The organism is Chloroflexota bacterium, from assembly GCA_016219275.1.
In the GTDB taxonomy this organism is placed as follows: Bacteria; Chloroflexota; Anaerolineae; order UBA4142; family UBA4142; genus JACRBM01.
The window spans coordinates 56,768-78,936 of sequence record JACRBM010000066.1 but is presented as its reverse complement, the minus strand read 5'-3'; the positions used below and the strand labels follow the sequence as shown (position 1 = coordinate 78,936).

The window sequence follows — 22,169 nt, the reverse complement described above, 5'->3', positions numbered from 1 at the left end:
GAAGCGCGTTCGTGAGTATAATGCGCTCGTCAGTGAGAGGGAACAAGCGTCGCGTAATTGATCAGAGAGACGGGCGCAAGGTGCAAGCCCGATGCAAGCCAGCGACGTTCGCCGCCCTTGAGACGTGAGAGGAAAGCCGCACGGCAAGTAAAACTCACCGGGCGCTCCCGATAGCGAGCACACGAGGTTCGACGCTTACGCGCCGGACAAATCGAGGTGGTACCACGAGATCAACTCGTCCTCAAAAATTTGAGGACGAGTTTTTTGTTAGGGAAATACCCAACCCCACCCTAGTCCTCCCCTTTCCAAGGGGAGGGTTGGGAGGGGTGATTGGTTCGGGCAAAAACCGCCCTCGCAATGACAGATAGACTTTTTGCAGGAGGAATCATGCAAGCCAATGAACTGCGCGAACGCTATCAACAATTTTTCGAAGCACGCGGACACAAACGAATTCGCTCTGCGCCCTTGGTGCCGGAAAACGATCCGACGGTCTTGTTCACGACGGCGGGTATGCATCCGCTTGTGCCCTTTTTATTAGGCGAGCCGCATCCACTCGGACGTCGTTTGGTAGACGTGCAGAAATGTCTCCGCACCGACGACATTGACGAGGTCGGCGACACATCGCATCTCACTTTTTTCGAGATGCTCGGCAACTGGTCGCTCGGCGATTATTTCAAAGCGGAATCGCTCGCGTGGAGTTTCGAATTTCTGACGCGTGATCTGGCGATTGAGCCAACGCGTTTGTCCGTCACCGTTTTCGCCGGCGATGCCGATGCGCCGCGCGATGATGTGTCCGCCGAAATTTGGCGACGCCTGGGCATTCCGGAAAATCGCATTTTCTATTTGCCGAAAAGAGATAATTGGTGGGGACCCGCCGGCACGACCGGACCGTGCGGACCCGATTCGGAAATTTTTTACGACACCGGCAAACCCGATCATCCTGGGTGTATGCCGGGTTGTCACTGTGGCAAGTGGTTCGAAATCTGGAACAATGTGTTCATGGAATTCAACAAGACGAGCGACGGACGATACGAAAAACTGAAACAGCAATGCGTGGATACTGGGATGGGCGTGGATCGCACTGCCGCCGTCTTGCAAGGACTGGACGATGTGTTCCTGGTCGAAACGCTCTACCCGCTCATCCAACGCATCGAAACATTATCGGGTCTGCGGTACGCGGACAATCCGCGCGCGTTCCGCGTCATCGCCGATCATGTCCGCGCGTCGACGTTTGCGATTGCGGATGGCGCAACGCCGTCCAACGTCGAAGCCGGGTACGTCATCCGCCGCTTGATTCGCCGCGCGGTACGCTATGGACGCGAGGTAAACATCACGCGTGATTTCTGCGCTGAGTTGTCCGGCATCGTCGTTGACCTTTTCGCGCACGCGTATCCCGAACTCGCGCAACGACGCGTGCACATCGCGGACACGTTGGCGCGCGAAGAGATCAAGTTTCAGAGCGCGCTCGCGCGTGGGCTGGGCGAGTATCACAAAGTTGTCGAGCAAATTCGCACGCATGGCGAAAACACGATTCCTGCGTCCGAGGCATTCAATCTTTTCGAGACGTTCGGCTTTCCGTTGCCATTGACGGTCGAGTTGGCGCGCGAGCAAGGATTGAGTGTGGATGAAACTGGCTTTGAGGCATTGTATCGGGAGCACAAGGAGGAATCGCGGCGCGGGAGTGAGCACAAGTTCAAAGGCGGGTTAGCCGATCACGCCGAGACGACGACACGATTGCACACCGCAACGCATCTGTTGCATCAAGCACTGCGCCAAGTCCTGGGAACCTCCGTGCATCAAATGGGATCGAACATCACGGCGGAACGCTTGCGTTTCGATTTTTCGTACCCGGAGAAATTGACGCCCGAACAAATCGCAGAGGTTGAACGCATCGTCAACGAACAAATCGCGAACGACTTGCTGGTTTCGGTCGAGGTGATGCCACTCGATCAGGCGACGGCGTCCGGCGCACTCGCGTTCTTTGGCGAAAAGTACGGCGACCAGGTCAAGGTTTACTCGATTGGCGGATTTTCGAAAGAGGTGTGCGGCGGTCCGCACGTGACCCGCACGAACGAACTGGGGCGATTCAAAATCGCCAAGCAAGAAGCGGTGGGGCAAGGCGTGCGGCGCGTGCGCGCAGTGTTGGAATAAAAAAGACCTTCCAGGCGCTTGCGCGAAACCTGGAAGGTCTTGGAATCACAACAAACTCTTCATCCACTCGGGCGTGAGGTTGTAGAACACGGCATTCAACCATTGGAACTTGTCCAACAACAATAGCGCGCCCATCACAACGAGCAAGATGCCGCTCGCGATTTCGATCTTACGCAGATGCGGAGTGAGTTTCCGCAGCCATTGCCTTGCGCTCCCCAACCCAAACGCGACGAGCAAGAATGGAATGCCCAGCCCCGCCGAGTACGCCAGCAACAACCCCGTGCCTTGCAACATCGTCGCCTCTTGCCCCGCGAGCGAAATCGCCAGACCCAGGTTCGGACCGACGCACGGCGTCCAGCCCGCGGCGAACGCCATGCCGGTCAACAGCGAAGTCGGATAGCCGAGCGACCGTTGCCCCACATGCACGCGCGCCTCTTGATACAAAAACGGAATCCGTACGATACCGATAAAGTGAATCCCGAACACGATCAAGATCGCGCCGGCGATGTGACCCAGGTCAACTTTGCTGACGAACACGGTGAGCACGGAGAGCGCGCTAAAGATCGCGATAAAGATGAGCGTAAAGCCGAGCACGAACGCGCCCGCGTGCGCAATCGCTTCGCGCCGCGCGGAGACGATGCCTTCTGGCGTCACCGCCGCGCCGCTGAGATAGCCGATGTAAATCGGTACCATCGGCAGCACACACGGCGAGAGAAACGAGAGCAAGCCGGCGGCAAATGCAATCAACACGGACATATCAATCCTCTTTCAATTCCTACACGTTGACGGAACTCAACGACGCACGCACCTCATCCGCGCGAAGCGGCGCGGCAAGCGTGACGTGATCGTCAATCATCAGAACCGGAATCTTTTCAAAGTACTGTTTGAACCACGCGTCGTTCGTCGTAATGTCGCGTTCCTCAATCGCCAACGCGAATTCGTTTTGCAAATCGCGCAACATCGCCATCGCATCTTCGCACAAGTGACAACCCGGCTTGGTGTACATCACAACGCGATGCGACATCATTGCAGTTTCGCGATTTCCTCGTCAATCTTTGCATCCGGGATCGGTCCGCCGACGATAATGTCGCGCACGATGCCGGCGCGGTCAATGAAAACACTCGTCGGCAAACCAGTCACGCGATATGCGCGCGCGGCGCTCCCGTCGAGATCGCGCATGATCGTGAAATTCACGAGCGAATTTCGCATAAATGCCAGCACGCCTTCGTCGGTGTTTTCGTCTTGCGTGTTGACGCCGAGAATCACAAAATCCTTGTCGGCGTACTCCTTGGTCTTGCGCACGAACGCCGGAAATTCGGCGCGGCACGGACCGCACCACGTCGCCCAAAAGTTGACGAGCACGATCTTGCCTTTCAACTGCGACAACACGACTAGTTCGCCGGTCATAGATTTGAGTTTGATCTCCGGCGCGAGGTCGCCGATTTTCACGATGCTGGGTCGCGCACTCGCATTCGTATTCGCGCTCGTGCTCGCGCTGGGACTAATCATCCCGCACGCGCTCAACAGCATCGCGCTGAAAATCAGAATCCCTGCGAAGGTTTGAACGGGCAATTCAAGCGGAATCGAAACCGCTCTGATCGTGCCATGCCGAAAAGTAGCACGCAACCATCGCAAGGATATGTTACGTATCTCTCGCATCTCTACCTCGATTCTATGCGTCGCCCGCGTCAGTATGTTCGCTCGCGATGGACTTTTTCAGTTCCTCGATTTGGTCGCGCAAGTTTCGTTCGCGCCGCGACAGCATGAACAGATAACCGAGCAGGAACACCCAGACCACCGTGTACCCGTAAAACAGATAAGACAAGTTGCGAATTTCCGCGAGTAAATCTTTGAGCGTGATTTCCATCGGAGAACCTCAATGCGATTATTTCGCCGCGCGCGCGCGACGCAACACCAGCAGTTCGTCGCGCACCGTTTCGAGACGCGTGCGATACGCGACCAAATACGTGAATAGAAACAGATGCGCGATGATGCACACCACTAACGCCTGCGTCATTTCCGGCGTCAAGCCAAATGTAATCTGCTGTTCCGCCGTTTGCTGAAACAGCACAGGCGAAATGCCGCGCCAGATACGCGCGCTCATAATCACGATGGGCACGTTCGCCATGCCCAGGATTCCGTACACGGCGGCAAACCGCGCGACCCGCGCATCATCGCGCGCCGAGGCGCGCAACATCAAGTACGCGATGTAGATCAGCCACATGATGAGGAACGTCGTGAGGCGCGGGTCCCACGTCCACCACACGCCCCAGATCGGGCGCGCCCAAATCGAGCCGGTCACCAGACCGATGGTGGAAAAGACCACGCCGACTTCGGCGGACGCTTCCGCCACGCGATCCCACGCGCGCGACGACGTTTTCAAATAACCAATGGACACGACGCCGACGACGAGCGCCGAGACCATGCCGGCGGCAATCGAGCCCATGTGAAAAAAGAAGATGCGATAGACTAAGCCCATGTTCACTTCGGTCTGTGCGTACAGGAACGCCATATACAAACCGACGACGATGAGAACCAACGTCGCCAGCCCAAGCAGGTCAAGCCAACGATCCGAGTTACGCGACATTTTTCCATCCCATTCGACGGGTATTAAACCGACACGACCTCACGTGGTAACCAACACTCGCTCGACTGCTTCCGATAATTCAACAGTGACGAACCGATCCGCGCCGAACAAGTAATCCTCGCCGCTTTCATCAACCACTCGAATTAATCCATCTCGTTCCGCACGTTCATCTGGAATGACTTTGTAAATCTTTCGGCGAATCAGCGAAGCTTCATAGTCAGTGTTATTGATGCAGAGGACAAATCTTTTTTTCATCTGCTATTCTTCTACCACGTACTCGAACACCAGGAACGCGACGACGATAAAGATCACATCGTACGTCACGAGAATGCTGAACCAGTTGAACACCTCGTCGAACGCGCGCTCTTGCAACGCGCCTTTGGTCAGATTCACCGCCGCCATCAACAGCGGGACCGAAACTGGGAAGAGCAGAATTGGCAACATCACTTCGCGCATCTTGGTAGACGACGCGACCGCCGACAACAGTGTACCCATCCCGGCAAAGCCGAGTGTGCCAAGCACGATGTACGGAATCAGGGGCCACCAGGGCAGGTTCGCATTGTTCAACACCGCGAACAGCGGGAGTGTCGCCGCTTCCATCACGCTGATGAAAATAAAGTTGCTCGCAGCTTTGCCCAGAAACACCGCGCCGCGATCCACCGGCGACAACAACACGCCTTCGAGACTGCCCTTGTCTTTTTCCGCTGCGAACGAACGTCCCAGACCCAGGATGCCGCTGAACGTGAACGCGACCCAGAGCACGCCCGCGCCCACTGCGCGAATATCGAGACCCTGCAACTCAAATGCGAAATTGAAAATGACCAGCACCAACAGCGAGAACACCACCATTGCGCTCAAGTTTTCTTTGGTGCGAAGTTCGGCGGCGAGGTCTTTTTGGACGATGGCGGAAACTTGGCGGAGGAATCTCAACGTTGGTCTCCCAGCACTCCAGCATAAATCTGCATAAACCCGGCGAGGTCGCGCCACTCGCGGCGCGGCAAATCATGGACGACGCGCCCGGCTTTCATGATGATCGCGCGGTCGGCAATCGCCAGCCCGCGTTCGAGGTCGTGCGTCGAGAACAGCACCGCGCGCCCTTCGTTTTTCGCGTCGAGCATGATCGCGTCGAGCATGTCCGCCGCGATCTTGTCTAGCCCGGTGTACGGCTCGTCGAGCAGAATCACGGCGGGGTCGTGCAATAACATGCGCGCGAGCGTGAGCCGTTGCTGCAACCCGCGTGAGAGCGTGCGTGTAATGTCGTTCAAGCGATGCGCGATGCCGACGCGTTCGGCGACCGTGCGCACGCGTGTCGTCGCGTCCGGCAAATCGTACAGCCGCGCGTAGAACGTGAGATTCTCCAACGCGGTCAGGTCGTCGTACATGAACGTTTGATGACCGACGAACCCGATCGCTTGGCGCGCGGCATTCGGATGTTGCGCGAGCGGAATCTTACCGATCAGGATTTGTCCGGCGTTCGGTCGCGCGAGTGTCGTGAGCGCGCGCAAGAGCGTCGTCTTGCCCGCGCCGTTCGGTCCCACGAGCGCGACAATTTCCCCCGGCACAACGCGGAACGTCACATTCCGCAGCGCCCAGCGCGCGCCAAAGGTCTTGTCGAGTTTTTCAACCGCGATGAGCGTATCGCTCACTCTTTGGTCTCCGCGTCCTTGGCTTGCATCAACTCGCGCAGTTCGGCTTTGATCGCATCGCGTTGTTGCTTGTATTCCTCTTGCGCGATTTTGCCGGCTTCGAATTCATCGTCCAGGTCGGCGAGTTTCTGCAAGAGTTCGAGGCGTTGACTGTCGGTTGACGCCGGCGCTTCTTCCTCTTCTTCCTCGTACTCCTCGTCCTCTGCGAATTGCGCGGCGCGGCGACGCGTGATCGCAAAACCGATCAGACCGAGCGCGGCGATACCCACGACACCCAGCACAACGCCGGCAATCAATGTGTTGTTATCCTGACCGGTGGGCGCGGATACGGGTCCCCCACTCGGCGCGGTCGCCGAACTACCCGCGCCGGTCAAATTGGAAAACGTCGCGCGCACTTCGGTGCCGGCTTTGATACTGCTTGCGGTCGTCTGCAAAAAGGTTTGCCCGCTTTGCGTCGGGAAAAGCGACGTCGCACCCAGTTGTGAACTCTGCACATTGGCTTTGACATCCGAAAGCAAGATGCGCAACGTGGGAGTATCGAACGGCAATGCCAAGCGAAAATCGTACGTGGGCGGAGTGTACGGAACGGTATAGTTGAAAACGATTTGATCCACGCCCGGCGCAAAGGGCAACGTGTACGTAATCACGCCATCGCCGACCAGCGTTGTGGACTCGACCGTCGGACTGTCGAATTGAAATGCCTGCGCCTTTGCCAACGTGGGCACGATGAGCGTCGGATCATGGGGACCCGCATGGATGATCGCGCGGTCGCTCATGTTCACGACTTGGACGATTTGCACGATCTGCAAGATGCGCGGTTGCACGTCAATCACCAAATGCGTCTGCATCACTTGGAGCGATGCGCGATCCGTCGTCGTGTCGTGCACCTGCAAGGTTTGCGTCACGGTCGTTTGATTCGCCGCGAACGTGAACACATCGGACGCGTAATCCACGCCGAGGTAGGTCGTCGTGAGCAAATAGCGCGTGCCCGCGTTCGTGTCGAGACTCGCAAAAACAAATTTACCATCGTTGTCGCTTTTGGTCGTCTGCGAGATCGGTGTGCTTGCATTCGCGACAGCGCTGTAGAGCGTCACGACGAGACTCGATGGATTTTGCAGTTTAGCATCTTTGGTGCCGTTGACAATTTGTCCTTCTAGTTTACCCTGCCCGCCGGCTTGTGCGTCGACGCGCGCGCTGGGCGCGAACAATGCCAGTAATGCGACGAACGCGATAGCGGCACACAAAAAGAGCGCATGTTTTGCGTGATAAAAGGTTTGTGTTTTGATGGGAATTTCCTTTCAAATAATTGTATGCTTAGAAACGCGAGATAACAGGATGTACAAGTTTAAACTGTAAACCTGAGCAAGAAAAGAGTGGGGAATTTCGGCATTGGTAGAGACGTTGCACGCTCCGCGAACGTCTCTACCAATGCCAATTCTAAAAACAAACCTCGACATCACACTCACAATTTCGCGCCGCACTTACTACAAAACTTGTCACCCGCGCGGCGCGGCGTGCCGCATTTCCCGCAGAATCCGAGCGCGGGTTCGGCTTTTGCCGCGCGCGTGGGCGCGACCGGTTTTTCAACCGCACTTTGTTTTTTGGCGCGCAAGCGCGCGACCTCGCTCTCGATGACATCTTCTTTGGCGCGGCGCATCTGCGCGACCTGGGCTTCGATTTGCGCGTCGAGTTGCTCGCCATTCCTGCTACTTGCCGCGTCAATCTGTTGGAGCAATTGCGCCGCGCGCGTTCTGTACTTGTCACGCAGCGTCGCGTAATCGGTTTGCGATAATTTACCGAGCGAATAATCGAAATCGAGATCGCGAATCGCATCGTACGTCGCATCGCGTTGCGCGAGCAACGGATCGAGCGCGTTTTCCGGCGCGCTCAACTTGGCGCGCGGCGCGGTGAACAACGGGTACGCGATCACCGCGAGGGTAATCACAACGACTAGAGCGATGAGAATGTATTCCAAGCTTCCCCCGTAGAGGCGACGCCTGCGTCGCCTCTACATCAAAATCGAATTTAGGCGTGCGCCGGCTGTTTCGCCAGAGTGTCTTGCCGTTGCAACGCGGGTTCGCGTTCGTTGGGCCACGCGGCGATCAGCGTAAACAGCACGAGTCCGATGCCGCCGAGCCACAACCACGCGATCATCGGGTTCACGTACGCGCGGAATGTGACCGTCTCGAAATTCGGTTCCCAGCCGGCGATGATGACGTACAAGTCTTCTTGCAGCGATGCGACAATCGCGGGCTGAGTTTGCGTTTCGCCTTGTCGTTCGAAGAAACTGCGCGCCGGCGAGATCGTCGCGACGCGCACGCCGCCGCGAAACACGCCGAGCGTTGCCGAGGTCACGCGCGCTTCGCCGCTCGGAAATTCCGGCGAAAGTTTTTCGTACTGGAGCGTGTAATCGCGCACCTGCAAGGTCTCGCCGGGCTTGAGCGCGCGCGTCACGTCGGTCGTGTAAACCTGGGAACCGATGATGCCGACCGCCATCATTGCGACCGCGATGTGAATCAAGTAGCCGCCGTAGCGTTGGCGATTGCGCGCGAGCAAATTCAGAAACGCGACGCCGACATTCTCGTGCGTATTGCGCGCGCGCGCCCACGCGCCTTCGGCAATTTCGCCAATCGTCGCGATGAGAGCCAACGCCGCGAGAAAATAGCCCAGCAACGCGACCCACTCGTGAACGCCCAGCGCGAACAGAATCGCGCCGACGATAACCGCGCCGATCAACGGTCGCACGAGTTTACGAAGGAATTTCGCGCCGGTCGCGCCGCTCCACCCGATCAACGGAATGATCGCCATCACAAGCAACAGTGTGCCGAAAATCGGCGCGGCAACCTGGTTAAAGTACGGTGGACCTACGGTCAGTTTCTGGTTGTACACGAGTTCGCTGAACAACGGATACACGGTGCCCCACAGCACGACGAATGCCGCGCCGACAAAGAGTAAATTGTTCAGCAGGAAAAACGCTTCGCGGGAAAAGAGCGAATCAATTTCACGCTCGCTCCGCAATTCCTTGACGCGCGTAAACAACAACCCGGTCGCGACTAGCGTAATGCCGGCGATGAACGAGAGGAACCACGCGCCAATGTCCGACTCGGCGAAGGCGTGCACCGACGAGATGATGCCGCTGCGCGTCAGGAACGTGCCGAACAAGACGAGCGCGAAGGTGATGATGATCAAGCCCATGTTCCAGACTTTGAGCATGCCGCGGCGCTCTTGCACCATCACCGAATGGAGAAACGCGGTCCCGGTCAGCCACGGCATGAACGCCGAGTTCTCGACCGGATCCCAGCCCCAGTACCCGCCCCAGCCGAGCACATCGTACGCCCAGCGTCCGCCGAGCATCAAGCCCATCGAAAGAAAGAGCCAGGGCGCGAGCGTCCAACGGCGCGTGGTGCGCAGCCACGAGACACCCAGGTTGCCACTCAACAATGCCGCCATGCCGAATACGAACGGTATCGTGAATCCGACGTAACCCAGGTACAACATCGGCGGATGAATCGCCATCGCCGGATGTTGCAACAATGGATTCAAGCCCTGTCCATCCGGCGGAATGAACAACATGCCGCCTTCTGGACGAAACAGAGACATGACCGTTTTTCCACCGACCATCCACCAGCGCGCGAACGGACTGCTGACGAACGCCAACATGAACGCGAAAAATGTTTGAATCGCCATCAACGCCACGATGACGTACGGCATCAAGTCGTGATCGCGTTCCCATTTGCGGAGAATCACCGCCGCCGAGTAGAGCGACAGAATCCACGACCAGAACAACAGACTGCCGGCTTGATTCGCCCAGAGCGCGGTCACGGTGTAGAGCGATTGCAGTTCACTGCTTGTGTTGTTTGCGACGAGCGCGATCGAAAAATCGCGCGTGTAGAGCGCGACGACGATGACAGCGACGGCGATCGTCATCAACGCGGTGAACAACAGCGTGCCGTTGCGCGCGCTCGTGACAAGTTGCGGAAGGTTGCGCTTGGCGCCCAGCCACGCGGCAATACCGGTGTACACCGCGACGACGAGCGCGACGAAGATCGAAATATATCCCAGGATTGGCATGGTATCTCTCTCTAGGTTTCAGACCAGTTGCGGTATCAACCACCCGCGACTTTTTCCTTCGGCATAATCCAGGTTTCTCCAAGAAACCTGGATTCTTGCATCACTTTTGAGAATAGTTGAGATTGCCTTGCTCGGTACTTGTGTGCCATTCGATCTGGGATGGATCGTACTTGGATGGGCATTTCGCGAGCACGAGCGACGCTTGGAACACGCCACTACCGTCGAGTTTACCTTCGGCAATCACCTGCGTACTTTTCTCGAACGTGTCCGGCAACACGCCCTTGTAGACGACCGGCACGACGTTCTTCGCCTCGTCGGTCAACGTGAACTGCGCGGTGACTTCTTTACTGTTAATGTGCGTTGAATTCGGCAAGAGATTACCGCCGATGCGAACCGTCTGCTTGGTCGCGGCATCGCCTTTCGATTTCAATTCGGCGAGCGTGAGAAAGTACTGTTGATTGCCTTGCAGACTTGTGAACGCGAACGCGGCAATCGCACCCAAAATGAGAAACGCGCCAAGCAACAGTTTCGTCTGGCGCGGCAAAAAGCCCTTGTCCTCCCGGACCTCGGGCATACGTACCGTTGTCATTCTTTCACCTCACAGGACGCGCCGATGCGCGCCAAAAGTGTGTCCCACCATCAGGACGTTGAAAAGTATAACACCCAACGCGGGCATTGTCAAAGAACTTTTTTCCCACTTTACGATACTCTAACAATCGCCCAGAGCCGCTGGGTTTTTTGAATTCTGCGGCTCGCGCTTTACGGCAACGGCGTATTGCCGAGCACGATGTACCGCAATGCCGACAGCGCGCCAAGTTCGGCGAGCGCGCACGCGATTCCCGCGGCGAATGGGTTGAGCGCGTCGCGCCACGTCACGCACGTGGACTCTTTGCGAAACACGATCAACAGAAACACCACGTTGATGAGCGCGACGAGAATCAACACGCTCGCGCTCGAAATGATCGAGAGCGGATACAACCAGATGCCCCAACCCGACGACGCGAGCGCGTACACAACGACGAGGGGAACAAATCCGATTGCAAATTCTTTCCAATTCGCCAAAAGCGGACGCGTGTCGTTTGCGCGCCAGAGCGTAAAATTCACAACCGGCGTCAGAATCCCGGCGAACGCGTAACCGCACAACAATCCGGTCGCCAAGCGCAAATCGAGGCGCGGTTCGTACAAATGCGGCACGATTTTCAAATCGTAAAAGAACGCGTTGAATCCGTCGAAACCCATGATGCCGACGAAGATGATCAGCGCGACCAGAATTCCTGGCGCGGGCATTCCTTTCGCGCGCGCGCGTCCCAGGATCGCGAGATAAATCCACACCGCGAGAAATCCAACGTACATCCCCACCTTGCGCGCTTCAAGCGAGAGTTGCATCGGCTCCGCCGGATCGAACGCGGCAAAGCCAGGAACATTTGCGCGCAGCCAGTCTTCGCCCGGCAAATGCGTGTCGCCGAAAAAGTGCGTGTGCCCCGGTCGTTGCGGGTCCAGCCCGTACGGAATCGCGTCGAGTTTCGCTTTGAACGGAAACGGCGCGAGCAGAAAGATCGCGCCCAACGCGATCAGGAACGCGGGCGCGAGCCAACGGTGTACTAGAACCATGAAATCTCCACAAGCGTTACGCGACCATCCAGGCGCTTGCGCGAAACCTGGAAGGTCTTACAAGTTAACACGGCGCGCGCGCGCCCACTGCTCTTGCGCTTGGCTACGCAAATCACGCATCGCGATTTCGACATGCGGATACGCGAGCCAGACCGACCCCATGCCGAACAACGCGCCAGTGATCGTGCGGAGCATGTAATCGCTTTGGCGCAAACCGATCAACTGCGAACCGCCATCAAGCCCCATCGGTGCGACGGCGAAGAGTACCCACAATCGCCAATCGAGTGGTCGCAGTTGGCGGCGGAACAGGGCGAACATCAACCCGCCCCAAATCATCGCGCCATAGATCGCGAGATCGCGTTCGCAGACCGCGACCTTGTAACCCAGTTCCGCGTTGCCGCGAAAATCGCGCCAGAAAAACGAGATGGCATTTTCGTCCGCGCCACCGGGAACGAGCGCGCGCAAATCGTCCAGGGGATAGACCGGTTGCGCTCCAAAAAGAAAATAACTGCGGTGCGCGAGTTGGTGACAATTCAAACTGAACAGATTGTACACCCACTCGGCTTGCGTGACGTAGCCATAGTGCATCAATATCGGCGCGAGAAACGGAACGCCGACGTACAATCCCAGCATCCCGGTGACCAGCGCAAGCCAATGCCGCGCGATGAAAAACACCAGGCGGTCTACCATCAGTACGATAAGGCGCACAGCCGGTGAAGTAGATGGCGGGGAAGAATAGTGAGGTGGTTGGTTCATCAATTGACATCACACTCTAGTTTGACAATGTCGCATTTCATTTTTCTCACCACGGAGACTACAGAGATCACAGAGAAAAAATAAAATCTCTGTGCCCTCTGTGCTCTCTGTGGTTAATCTGACATTGTCAAACTAGTCATCACGGGTTCAACACAAACCATTTCCACGCACGCGCGGGCGCGGGAATGCCTTTGAGATAGAGCAAGTAACCATCGTAGCCCAGGCGCGCGAGCGTGTTCCATTCGCCGACCGATTGCATATCGTCTTCGGCGTACACTTCGCGCATCGCCTGGTACCAATTCAATCCTTGCCGTCGTTCGATATGCCAGTACTCCGCACCGATCTTGTTCGTTTTCCAATCAAAGTCGTCGCCATCCGCGGATGAAATACGCGACCAACCGTACTGCCGCGCGAGTTCGGTGAAATCAACATAGAACCCATACGCCGGCGGTTTCTTGACGCCGCCCTCGCCGCGTCCGACGATCCAACGCGCGCGATACGACAAATCCCAGGGCGCGTCTTTCAACGGCTCGCCCTGCGTACCATTTTGCGCGGACGCGCGCAAGTACACACGCCAATACGTCTCGCCGAGCAAATCCTCGCGCACAATTTCCATTCCGTTGTAATCCACACGCGTATCCACTGCGCGACCGGCTTTGTGCCAACTCAATGTATCGCACGTCGCATCGCACTTGTAATCTACCGGGCGCGTCATATCCGATACGAGCGCGAGAAAATCGTATCCGACTTCTTGCTTGGCGCGCACCGTGAGCGCGTCCCATCCATCGGCGACACGACTGCTCAGTCTGCTAAAACCGCCTTCGAGTTTCGAGGTGCGAATGCGGCGCAATTCGTACGGATGACCGCTGTCCGGTGCCGCCAGGTCCGGCTGTTCGCGATACAGCGCGACCTCGTTATTAGATGCGTCACTCGCCGCGATGGTTGCATCGCTCGCCCACACGACCGACGACGCGAACGTCGGACCGTTCTCGACGATGCGCGGCACCGACCACGAACCATCGGCGGGCACGAGATAAATCGGTTGGCGTTTCGGACGCGGCGAAATGAACGCGATCCATTTGCCGTCGGGCGACCACGCGGGCTGATCGTCCCAGCCGCTGAACGTGAGCCGCCGCGCATTTTGGACCCCGCTCGTCGCGAAATCCGCGACGTAAATCGCGCGTTGCCCATCGCGATCGGACACGAACGCAATTTGCGTGCCGTCCGGTGACCAGACCGCTTTTTGTTCGTTGAATTTGTTCGCGGATAGATTCGTCGCTTTGCAATTGCGCGTGCAATCCGCGTTGACGATGAAAATTTGTTGCGTGCCGGTGCGCCAACTCGTGAACGCGAGCCAACGTCCGTCCGGCGACCATGCCGGCGCGTAGTCGTGCGCCTTTTCGTTCTCGGTGAGATCCATCGCGCCGGACCCGTCCGCATTCGCGACCCAGATATCCAGGTCGCCGCGCGCGTACGATTCGAACACGAGACGTTTGCCATCGGGCGACCACACCGGCGCGCCGCTGTACATCATGCCGCGCGTGACGCGCGTGACGATGTCGCCGCGCCATGTGTAGAGTTCCCACACGCCATCGCGCTTGCTGCGAAACGCAATCGCTTTGCCATCCGGCGACACGGCGGGATCGCGCGCAGACACGATGTTCGCCGCGAGACGTTGCCACTCGCCGCTATCCGGATCGGCGGTGAAAAGATTCCACGCGCCGCCGCTCTCCGCGGAAACGATCAAACGACCGGTCGGCGCGGGCGCGGCGTCGGGCGCGGCAGAAACTGACGCGGAGGTTGACGAATGAAAAGCGAGGAGCAGCAAAACGACGAGCGCGTACCAAAACGAACGTGGTTGAAACACTGTGTGGATCATTTCCTTCTGCTAACGAACTGTGCGGCGATTATACTCTAGAATAGAGCGAGCGTCAAAGCAAACCATCATTTTCAACTTGACTAGGCGCGCTGGCAAACCTATAATAGGCGCATTCAATTTTTAGGAGCAATCATGAACGGACGCTTTGCAAGCGAAGAGATCACACTCGAAGGGCACATCATTGACTCGGGCATCTTGTCCAAGGTCTGGGGCGTCGTGATGGACCTGGGCGGCGAATTCGATTTGCAAGAGATTCGCGTCGGTCGCCACAAAACCGAAACCTCGTTCGCGCGCATGCGCATCTCCGCGGATACCGAAGAACAATTGCATCGCATCCTCATTGCCGTGCAAGACGATGGCGCGGTGCTCGTTTCGCGCGACGATGCACACACAGCCGCAGTCACGCGCGATGGAATTCTGCCGGACGATTTTTATTCGACGACGCATTTGCCGACCCAGGTACGGCTCAACGGTCAATGGGTGGACGTGACCGGCACGGAGATGGATTTGGTCATCGTCGTAGATCACGCGCAGAACACGGCGCGTATGACGCCGATGGCGGACGTGCGCGTGGGCGAGCACGTCGTCGTCGGACACGAAGGCATTCACGTACTCCCGCACGAGCGCGCGCGCGAACGCGAACTGTTCGCGTTCATGGGAAGTGAAGTCTCGTCCGAAAAACCTAAACGGCTCGTCATCGAAGAAATCGCCAAGGCGATGCGCGCGACGCGCGCGCACGGCGGCAAGATTCTCGTCGTCGCCGGTCCCGCGATCATTCACAGCGGCGCCGGTCCGTACCTCGCGGCGATCATTCGCGCGGGCTTCGTCCAGGTGCTCTTTGGCGGCAACGCGATTGCCGCGCACGATGTCGAAGCCGCGCTCCTCGGCACCTCGCTCGGCGTCGCGCTCCACAACGGTCAGCCCGTCGAAGGCGGACATCGTCATCACATGGTTGCGATCAACGCGATTCGGCGCGCCGGCAATTTGCGTGCGGCGGTCGAGCAAGGCGTGTTGAAAGAGGGCGTGATGTACGAGTGCGTGCAGAACAAGGTCGAGATGGTGCTCGCCGGGTCCGTGCGCGACGACGGTCCCATCCCCGACGTGATCACCGACACGCAAGAGGCGCAACGCAAAATGCGCGCGGCGCTGGGCGGCGTCGAAATGGCGTTGATGATCTCGACGATGTTGCACTCGATTGCGACCGGCAATATGTTGCCCGCCGCAACCAAGGTCGTCGCGGTGGACATCAATCCTGCGGTCGTGACGAAACTCGCGGATCGCGGCACCTTCCAAGCTCTGGGTCTCGTAACCGACGCGGAATTGTTTATGCGCGAATTGGCGGAAGCGCTTCACGTGTAAAGGCAAGCGAAGATAGAATCCAGGTTTCTTCGAGAAACCTGGATTCTGGCAAGTAACTCGACCATGTCCCTCCTCGACACCGTGCGCGCAACGATCGCGCAACACAGTTTGATCAAGCCCGGCGATGCCGTCGTCGTCGGCGTGTCCGGCGGCGCGGATTCGTTGACGTTGCTCGACGTGCTGCGACAACTGCGCGGCGAAATGCGCTTGACGTTACGCGTCGCGCACCTCAACCATTTACTGCGCGGTGAGACGGCGGACGCGGACGCGGATTTTGTCGCGCAACTCGCGCGCGAGTGGCGCTTGCCCGCGACGATTGAAGCCGCCGACGTCGCGCAGATCGCGGAAGAACGCCGGATGTCCATCGAGGAAGCCGCGCGCGTGACACGTTACGCGTTTCTCACGCGCGTCGCGCAAGCCGCCGGCGCGCACGTCATCGCGGTCGCGCATCACGCGGACGATCAGGTCGAAACGATTCTGCTGCGGCTCTTGCGCGGCACGGGACTGATGGGTTTGCGCGGAATGGAGTACTCGCTCGATCTCACCGAGTCCACGTTCGAGTATCGCACGCCCGGGTATCCGCTCCGCATCGTGCGTCCGCTGCTCGACGTGACGCGCGCCGAGATCGAAACGTACTGCCAGGAACGCTATCTCTCCCCGCGCACCGACGAGACGAATTTCGACACGGCGATTTTCCGGAATCGGTTGCGGCAAGAGGCATTGCCGTACCTCGAAACGTTCAATCCGAATCTGCGCCAGGTCTTGCTCCGCACCGCGCAACAAACCGCCGACGATTACGCGTACATCCAGCAACAAGTACGCGAGGCATACGCGCAGGTCGCGTCCGCCAGCGAAGACGCGATCATGTTCGACCGTGATTTGTGGAGCGCGTTGCCCATTTCGTTGCAACGCGGCACGTTGCGCGAAGCGATTTTCGAATTGCGCCGCTCGCTTAAGGATATCGAATGGGCGCACATCGAAAACGCGCGATGCATCGCGCTCGACAAGGACACGGGCGCGGAAGCCACGCTACCGCATAACCTCGTGCTCGTGCTCGGCTATAACGAGTTTGCGATTCGCGACACGACCAAACGCTCGCCGATTCCCGATTTGCCGCTGTTGCACGTCGAACGTCTCGACTTGCCGGTAGCCGGCACGTTCGATCTACCGAACACGCATTGGATGGTCGAAACCGAATTGATTGACGCGGTCGAAGTGATTGACAACTGGACGGCGCTGCTCGATTTCGAAAAATGTCAGGGCGCAGTGTATCTGCGTTGTCGGCGTCCCGGCGATCGGTTTCAGCCCGCAGGAATGAAAGGCAAAACCAAAACGCTCAACGAATTTATGATCAACGAAAAAATTCCCGCGGTGATCCGCGACCGTTTGCCCATTCTCGTCGTTAACGATCACATCGGCTGGGTGTGCGGTTGGCGCACCGACGAACGCGTGCGCGCGGTGTACGAAACCAAAGCGGTCTGGCGCGTACGGTTCATTAAGAAAGATGCGTAGTTTGAAGGTGCGATAGTGCGATAGTGCAATAGTGCGATAGTCGGATCGTCTGTTAGCCAACTCCCCAACAACAACCATGCAATCTGAATCCATTCCGCTGAGACCCGCCTGGGTCGAGGTAAACTTACAAGCCATCGAAAACAACGCGCGGCGATTGAAAGATATTCTCGGACGCGACACGGAACTGATGGCGATGGTAAAAGCAAACGCGTACGGACACGGCGCGATCGAGACGGCGCGCGCGGCATGGCGCGGCGGCGCGACCTGGCTCGGCGTGTACGCCGCCGGCGAAGGCATCGAACTGCGCCGCGCCGGCATCGCCGCGCCGATCCTCGTCGTCGGTCCCACGCTCAACGAGTGGATGCCGGGCGCGCTCGCGCACAATCTCACGCTCGCGATTTTTTCGTTCGACCACGCGCGCGCGCTCGCCGATATTGCGCGCGTTCAACACACGCGGGCGCGCGTCCACGTCAAGGTCAACACCGGCATGACGCGACTCGGCATCGAGCCGGAACAAGCAAATGATTTTGTGCGCGCGATCCGCGACCTCGGCAACCTTGAACTTGAAGGCGTGTTCACGCATTTCGCGGTCGCGGACGAGACGCGCGAGTTTAGCATCGCGTACACGCGCGAACAATTGTCCAAGTTCAATCGCGTCGTGGACGAATTCGAACGCGCGGGCATTCGCGTGCGGTACCGCCACGCCGCGAACAGTCCCGCATCGGTGCGCTTGCCGGACGCGCGTTTCAATCTCGCGCGCTGCGGCATTTTGATTTACGGACTCGATCCATCCGACGAGGTAGCGCGTCCAGAAGGATTCGCGCCGGCGTTGTCGTTCAAGACGCGCGTCGCGCAAGTGCGCGCGGTGCCGGCGGGAACGTACGTCAGTTACGGTTGCGCGTTTCGCACCGAACGCGCGTCGCGGCTCGCGGTGCTGATGGTCGGATACGCGGATGGTTTTCGCCGCAAACCAAATTATGGCGCGGTGCTCGTGCGCGGCGCGCGCGCGCCAATCGTCGGACGCGTGTGCATGGATCAAACGATGATTGACGTGACCGACATTGACGGCGTGACCGAAGGCGACGAGGTCGTGCTGATTGGCAAACAAGGCGCGGAGGAAATTACCGCCGAACATGTCGCGCGAAACCTGGGAACGAATAATTATGAGACGACGACGACGATCAGCGCGCGCGTCGAGCGACGGTATGTCTGAGAACGGCGCGCCACCGTCGCGCCCAACCCGTCGAAAAATAGTGCCATTGGCAAAAAAATGCTAATCGTGGTACAATATAGTAAATATCTTTGGGAGGAGGCAACCGATGCCTGAGCGATTACCCAAGATGAATAAGAAAGAGAAACTCAATTTTCTAGCAGACATCGAAGACGGCTATCGTCCGTTCGACAAACGCGCGCTCAAGATGCTCCGCACCCTGCTCGACGATCACGACCCGCAGGTGCGCGCCGAAGCGATTGCGTGTTTGTGGAACGATCCCGATCCGCACTGGATTGACGTGCTCATCGGCAAAGCGACGAACGACGAACACTCCGACGTGCGCGCGCACGCGATCTCGGCGCTCGGGCGGTACATCTACGAAGGCGACGCCGCCGAGTTCGAGGGCTGGGACGCGCCGATGTTCGAAATCACCAAGGTGGATTACGAGAGAGTGACCGATTTCCTCTTTCGAATCGCGCAAGACCCAGACGAGGCGCTCGAAATGCGGCGCTGCGCGATTGAAGCGTTGGCGTTTCGCGTCGAAGACCCGGACGTGACCGAGTTGATCGAGTGGGCGTACCAACAACGCGACCGGCGTTTTCGCGCCAGCGCGATTTTCGCGATGGCGCGCAACGGCGACCCGCGCTGGACCGACAATATCCTCGCCGAGCTACACAGCACCGATCCGGAGATTCAGTACGAAGCGGTGCACGCCGCGGGCGAACTGGGTTTGGAAGAAGCGACCGAAACGTTGATTCAACTCGCGCGCGGCAAGGGCACGCGCAAACCGCTGCGCCTGCTCGCGATCTACGCGCTCGCCGAGACGGGCGACGAACGCGCGTATCCGGTGCTCGACCAGTTGTCGCACGCGCGCGACCGCGATGTGCGCGAAGTGGCGCGCGACGCGTTGGAAGAGTGGTACGACATTCGCGAGATGGAAGAACTGGAGGACGAACCCGTTGGGGAAGCGGAAGACTCGCTTCCGCACATCTGGCAGGGCGAAGGGATTTTTTCCAAGAACTAGGTCCACCTTACACGTGAGCCGCCGATTGAATCGGCGGCTCGCCTTTTTCAGGTCGGGATTAGCACGCCGGTTCAACTCCCCGGCATGCGCTTGCTCAAGCCATAACACGCCGCGCCAATGAGCGCCGCGTGCGGATTGAGAATCACGCGCACCGGTACGCGACGCAGCAATTCGGCAAAACGTCCCTTGCGCGTAAAACGTTCCAAAAAAGTTTTTGCTTTCAGATACGCCAAGATACGCGGCGGAATCCCGCCCCCCAGATACACGCCGCCCGTCGCCAAAACTTTTAACGCCAAGTTCCCCGCTTCGCTTCCCAGGATCGCCACAAACAGATTTAGCGTTGCCACGCAAATCTCGACCTGGCTTTCGAGCGCCGCTTGCACGATAACGGGCGTTGGGTCGTTCGCGGCGGCAATCGCCTTGTGTAACCATGCGGGTTCGCGCAAGCGCCGCACGTCTTTGAAGAACGCGTACACGTTCGGCAAGCCCATGCCGGACGCGACGCGTTCGTAGCTGACGTGATCCATCCGTTCTTGCAAATACTCGAGCAGGTCGCGTTCGAGCGCGGTCGTGGGCGCAAAATCGGCGTGACCGCCTTCGGACGGGAACGCGCGGTACCCTTCGCCATCCCAGGTCAAAAACGCTTCGCCCAACCCCGTGCCCGGCGCGAGGACCGCGCGCGCGCCGTGTTCGACCGGCGCGCCTTCGTTCAACGTTTCCCAGTCTGCCGACTCGAGAAAAGGAATCGCATTCGCGATAGCTTCCAGATCGTTCAACAAACACACCGGCACATTGCCGAGCAGCGCGCTCAAGCGGCGCGCGTCCACGACCCAGGACAAGTTGGTGACCTGCGCGCGTTGGTCAACGACCGGACCCGCCACGTCAATGCAGACGCGCGTCAAATTCAGATGCTGGTTCGCCAGGAATTCACGCACCAGCGCGTCGAGTGACTCGTAATCTTTGCTCGCAAAGACCGCCTGCGCCAGCGGCAGATGTGGACCGCGGTCACGCGCATAGATCGCGAGCGCGGTTTTCGTACCGCCAATATCGCCTGCCAACAACCATTCATTCTCGCGATTCATTTTTACTCTCGCACTGGATTGGGCTGGACAATCACCCGCTCACCCACGACGTTGGCGTTCCGCTCTTGAAAGGCGACCAGACCCAGGGTCCCGACCACCGCCAGGATCGCCCACGCGACGAACGGCATCCCCGGCGCGATGCTCGCGAGACTATTGCCCAGAGGCGGCGCAACGAGATGTCCCACGCCGGCAAACGCCATGACCAAGCCCGTCGCCGTGCCGGCATACGTCGCGCCAATCCCCTCTGTTTCGATGATCAGCGTGATAAAGACGCCCATAAACCCATCGCGCACCATGCCCACGAGCGCGACCGCGATCCACACGGCGAAACCGTCAGCGACCGAGAGCGAACCGACACCGACCGTGATCGCGAGCGCGGCGGCAAGCAAGACCTTGCGACGCGAACCCATGCGATCCGACCATAACGCAATCGGAACGACAAAGAGCATACTCGCCGCGTGAAACGTGGATGCCGCGCTATCGGCGCTATTCGCGAGCCAACCCAATTCGCGCAAATACAACGGCAGATAACCGAGGGTACCTTGAATACAACCGCCGATGCCCAGCATGATCAAACCAAGCAACCACACTTTTCGGATGCGCGCAACATGCTGCAACGCTTGCCAAATCGGGATCGTCCCAGGTTTACCGACGGATACGGGGGAGCTAGCAGGCACAGACCGGGTGAAAAACCAGGGCACGCTGAACGCAAACGCCAGTGCGCCGTACAAAAACAAAACATTCCGCCAACCGCCTAACCAGGGCGACAGGATGGTCGCGCTGATCATCGAAGCCAACATGAATCCAAGCGCCATACCCATGGACAGGACGCCATTCGCCAGACCCAGTTGCCGGCTGGGAAACCAAATGCCGCATGCCTTGATCGAGTTCATCGCGACGAGCGGCGCGACAAAACCAAAGGCAAGCACCGCGGCGAGCAACGAGTTAAAATCGAACGCCGCGCCGCGCAGTGCGCCGAGCGCGCCGATCAGGACGCAACCGATCGTGAGAATGCGCTTGGGTCCGAGCCGGTCGCCTAGAGCGCCCCACGCCAAGAGCGCCAAGACGCTTGGCAACGCGCCAATGCCCCAAATCAAACCAACCTGCACCAAATCCAAATTTAACTCGGACGCGATTTCTTTGAACAAGACGGTCAGACATATCGTTGGCATTGCCGCAACGAAGGCGTTGGTCAGCGCGGCTAAACCCAGGATGTACCAGCGATAGTTTGTATCGTAGCGTTTGCTAATCACGAACAAATTCTACCTCCCGATTCGG

At 58.4% G+C, this 22,169-nt stretch carries 22 protein-coding genes; 5 read left to right on the top strand and 17 right to left on the bottom strand.

Annotation, left to right across the window (positions count from 1 at the left end; all coding sequences use genetic code 11):
• Positions 1 to 387: 387 nt before the first annotated feature.
• Positions 388 to 2,151 (top strand): alanine--tRNA ligase, encoded by a 1,764-nt coding sequence (locus HY868_18785; GenBank protein ID MBI5304186.1) that lies wholly within the window; start codon positions 388 to 390, stop codon positions 2,149 to 2,151.
• 45 nt (positions 2,152 to 2,196) lie between these two features.
• On the opposite strand, the gene HY868_18780 is transcribed toward HY868_18785, so the two are convergent.
• From HY868_18780 to HY868_18710, 15 genes are all read right to left on the bottom strand, one after another.
• Positions 2,197 to 2,907 carry a cytochrome c biogenesis protein CcdA gene (locus HY868_18780; GenBank protein MBI5304185.1) on the bottom strand — a complete coding sequence of 237 codons (711 nt, stop codon included), beginning with the start codon at positions 2,905 to 2,907 and terminating at the stop codon, positions 2,197 to 2,199.
• A 19-nt stretch (positions 2,908 to 2,926) separates the two neighbouring features.
• Positions 2,927 to 3,178: a glutaredoxin family protein gene (locus HY868_18775; protein MBI5304184.1), complete on the bottom strand. Its 252-nt coding sequence runs from the start codon at positions 3,176 to 3,178 to the stop codon at positions 2,927 to 2,929.
• Entirely contained in the window at positions 3,175 to 3,810 is a 636-nt protein-coding gene (locus tag HY868_18770) for a TlpA family protein disulfide reductase (GenBank protein MBI5304183.1), read from the bottom strand. Before HY868_18770 ends, HY868_18775 begins: the two co-directional genes overlap by 4 nt.
• Before the next feature lie 13 nt (positions 3,811 to 3,823).
• The gene (locus HY868_18765; protein MBI5304182.1) at positions 3,824 to 4,018 is read right to left on the bottom strand and encodes a CcmD family protein; all 195 of its coding nucleotides are present in this window, start codon (positions 4,016 to 4,018) and stop codon (positions 3,824 to 3,826) included.
• An 18-nt stretch (positions 4,019 to 4,036) separates the two neighbouring features.
• Positions 4,037 to 4,738, bottom strand: a complete 702-nt coding sequence (gene ccsA / locus HY868_18760; protein ID MBI5304181.1) for a cytochrome c biogenesis protein CcsA — start codon at positions 4,736 to 4,738, stop codon at positions 4,037 to 4,039.
• A gap of 39 nt (positions 4,739 to 4,777) precedes the next feature.
• Positions 4,778 to 4,993, bottom strand: coding sequence for a hypothetical protein (locus HY868_18755; GenBank protein ID MBI5304180.1), 216 nt, complete (start codon positions 4,991 to 4,993; stop codon positions 4,778 to 4,780).
• A 3-nt stretch (positions 4,994 to 4,996) separates the two neighbouring features.
• Positions 4,997 to 5,668, bottom strand: a complete 672-nt coding sequence (locus tag HY868_18750; protein MBI5304179.1) for a heme exporter protein CcmB — start codon at positions 5,666 to 5,668, stop codon at positions 4,997 to 4,999.
• Positions 5,665 to 6,384 (bottom strand): heme ABC exporter ATP-binding protein CcmA, encoded by a 720-nt coding sequence (gene ccmA, locus HY868_18745; protein MBI5304178.1) that lies wholly within the window; start codon positions 6,382 to 6,384, stop codon positions 5,665 to 5,667. The genes HY868_18750 and ccmA overlap by 4 nt, the downstream gene beginning before the upstream one ends.
• Positions 6,381 to 7,628 carry a hypothetical protein gene (locus tag HY868_18740; protein ID MBI5304177.1) on the bottom strand — a complete coding sequence of 416 codons (1,248 nt, stop codon included), beginning with the start codon at positions 7,626 to 7,628 and terminating at the stop codon, positions 6,381 to 6,383. The genes ccmA and HY868_18740 overlap by 4 nt, the downstream gene beginning before the upstream one ends.
• A 218-nt stretch (positions 7,629 to 7,846) precedes the next feature.
• A complete protein-coding gene (locus HY868_18735) occupies positions 7,847 to 8,359 on the bottom strand; it encodes a zinc ribbon domain-containing protein (GenBank protein MBI5304176.1) in 513 nt (170 codons plus the stop codon).
• A 50-nt stretch (positions 8,360 to 8,409) separates the two neighbouring features.
• Positions 8,410 to 10,455 carry a heme lyase CcmF/NrfE family subunit gene (locus tag HY868_18730; protein MBI5304175.1) on the bottom strand — a complete coding sequence of 682 codons (2,046 nt, stop codon included), beginning with the start codon at positions 10,453 to 10,455 and terminating at the stop codon, positions 8,410 to 8,412.
• Between the two features lie 100 nt (positions 10,456 to 10,555).
• Positions 10,556 to 11,044, bottom strand: coding sequence for a cytochrome c maturation protein CcmE (locus tag HY868_18725; GenBank protein MBI5304174.1), 489 nt, complete (start codon positions 11,042 to 11,044; stop codon positions 10,556 to 10,558).
• Positions 11,045 to 11,214: 170 nt separating this feature from the next.
• Positions 11,215 to 12,066 carry a DUF2085 domain-containing protein gene (locus HY868_18720; GenBank protein ID MBI5304173.1) on the bottom strand — a complete coding sequence of 284 codons (852 nt, stop codon included), beginning with the start codon at positions 12,064 to 12,066 and terminating at the stop codon, positions 11,215 to 11,217.
• A gap of 57 nt (positions 12,067 to 12,123) precedes the next feature.
• Positions 12,124 to 12,822: a DUF2085 domain-containing protein gene (locus HY868_18715; GenBank protein ID MBI5304172.1), complete on the bottom strand. Its 699-nt coding sequence runs from the start codon at positions 12,820 to 12,822 to the stop codon at positions 12,124 to 12,126.
• 139 nt (positions 12,823 to 12,961) lie between these two features.
• Positions 12,962 to 14,701 carry a PD40 domain-containing protein gene (locus HY868_18710; protein ID MBI5304171.1) on the bottom strand — a complete coding sequence of 580 codons (1,740 nt, stop codon included), beginning with the start codon at positions 14,699 to 14,701 and terminating at the stop codon, positions 12,962 to 12,964.
• Positions 14,702 to 14,833: 132 nt separating this feature from the next.
• Between HY868_18710 and HY868_18705 the strand changes: the two genes are divergently transcribed.
• The 4 genes from HY868_18705 (at position 14,834) to HY868_18690 (ending at position 19,809) form a co-directional block, all read left to right on the top strand.
• Positions 14,834 to 16,060, top strand: coding sequence for a TIGR00300 family protein (locus HY868_18705; protein MBI5304170.1), 1,227 nt, complete (start codon positions 14,834 to 14,836; stop codon positions 16,058 to 16,060).
• Between the two features lie 63 nt (positions 16,061 to 16,123).
• Complete coding sequence (gene tilS, locus HY868_18700; GenBank protein ID MBI5304169.1) at positions 16,124 to 17,572, top strand: tRNA lysidine(34) synthetase TilS; 1,449 nt, start codon at positions 16,124 to 16,126, stop codon at positions 17,570 to 17,572.
• Positions 17,573 to 17,648: 76 nt separating this feature from the next.
• On the top strand, positions 17,649 to 18,785 hold the full coding sequence (alr, locus tag HY868_18695) for an alanine racemase (GenBank protein MBI5304168.1): 1,137 nt from the start codon (positions 17,649 to 17,651) through the stop codon (positions 18,783 to 18,785).
• A 106-nt stretch (positions 18,786 to 18,891) separates the two neighbouring features.
• Positions 18,892 to 19,809 carry a HEAT repeat domain-containing protein gene (locus HY868_18690; GenBank protein ID MBI5304167.1) on the top strand — a complete coding sequence of 306 codons (918 nt, stop codon included), beginning with the start codon at positions 18,892 to 18,894 and terminating at the stop codon, positions 19,807 to 19,809.
• A gap of 71 nt (positions 19,810 to 19,880) precedes the next feature.
• Here the strand turns inward: HY868_18690 and glk are convergent, their stop codons facing one another.
• Both glk and HY868_18680 read right to left on the bottom strand, forming a co-directional pair.
• Complete coding sequence (glk, locus tag HY868_18685; GenBank protein ID MBI5304166.1) at positions 19,881 to 20,891, bottom strand: glucokinase; 1,011 nt, start codon at positions 20,889 to 20,891, stop codon at positions 19,881 to 19,883.
• Positions 20,892 to 20,893: 2 nt separating this feature from the next.
• Complete coding sequence (locus HY868_18680; protein ID MBI5304165.1) at positions 20,894 to 22,144, bottom strand: MFS transporter; 1,251 nt, start codon at positions 22,142 to 22,144, stop codon at positions 20,894 to 20,896.
• Positions 22,145 to 22,169 lie beyond the last annotated feature (25 nt).

Coding starts and splice junctions, on each gene's coding strand:
- HY868_18785 (MBI5304186.1), top strand. CDS start 388: ATGCAAGCCAATGAACTGCGCGAACGCTATCAACAATTTTTCGAAGCA.
- HY868_18780 (MBI5304185.1), bottom strand. CDS start 2,907: ATGTCCGTGTTGATTGCATTTGCCGCCGGCTTGCTCTCGTTTCTCTCG.
- HY868_18775 (MBI5304184.1), bottom strand. CDS start 3,178: ATGATGTCGCATCGCGTTGTGATGTACACCAAGCCGGGTTGTCACTTG.
- HY868_18770 (MBI5304183.1), bottom strand. CDS start 3,810: ATGCGAGAGATACGTAACATATCCTTGCGATGGTTGCGTGCTACTTTT.
- HY868_18765 (MBI5304182.1), bottom strand. CDS start 4,018: ATGGAAATCACGCTCAAAGATTTACTCGCGGAAATTCGCAACTTGTCT.
- ccsA (MBI5304181.1), bottom strand. CDS start 4,738: ATGTCGCGTAACTCGGATCGTTGGCTTGACCTGCTTGGGCTGGCGACG.
- HY868_18755 (MBI5304180.1), bottom strand. CDS start 4,993: ATGAAAAAAAGATTTGTCCTCTGCATCAATAACACTGACTATGAAGCT.
- HY868_18730 (MBI5304175.1), bottom strand. CDS start 10,455: ATGCCAATCCTGGGATATATTTCGATCTTCGTCGCGCTCGTCGTCGCG.
- HY868_18725 (MBI5304174.1), bottom strand. CDS start 11,044: ATGACAACGGTACGTATGCCCGAGGTCCGGGAGGACAAGGGCTTTTTG.
- HY868_18720 (MBI5304173.1), bottom strand. CDS start 12,066: ATGGTTCTAGTACACCGTTGGCTCGCGCCCGCGTTCCTGATCGCGTTG.
- HY868_18715 (MBI5304172.1), bottom strand. CDS start 12,822: ATGAACCAACCACCTCACTATTCTTCCCCGCCATCTACTTCACCGGCT.
- HY868_18710 (MBI5304171.1), bottom strand. CDS start 14,701: ATGATCCACACAGTGTTTCAACCACGTTCGTTTTGGTACGCGCTCGTC.
- HY868_18705 (MBI5304170.1), top strand. CDS start 14,834: ATGAACGGACGCTTTGCAAGCGAAGAGATCACACTCGAAGGGCACATC.
- tilS (MBI5304169.1), top strand. CDS start 16,124: ATGTCCCTCCTCGACACCGTGCGCGCAACGATCGCGCAACACAGTTTG.
- alr (MBI5304168.1), top strand. CDS start 17,649: ATGCAATCTGAATCCATTCCGCTGAGACCCGCCTGGGTCGAGGTAAAC.
- HY868_18690 (MBI5304167.1), top strand. CDS start 18,892: ATGCCTGAGCGATTACCCAAGATGAATAAGAAAGAGAAACTCAATTTT.
- glk (MBI5304166.1), bottom strand. CDS start 20,891: ATGAATCGCGAGAATGAATGGTTGTTGGCAGGCGATATTGGCGGTACG.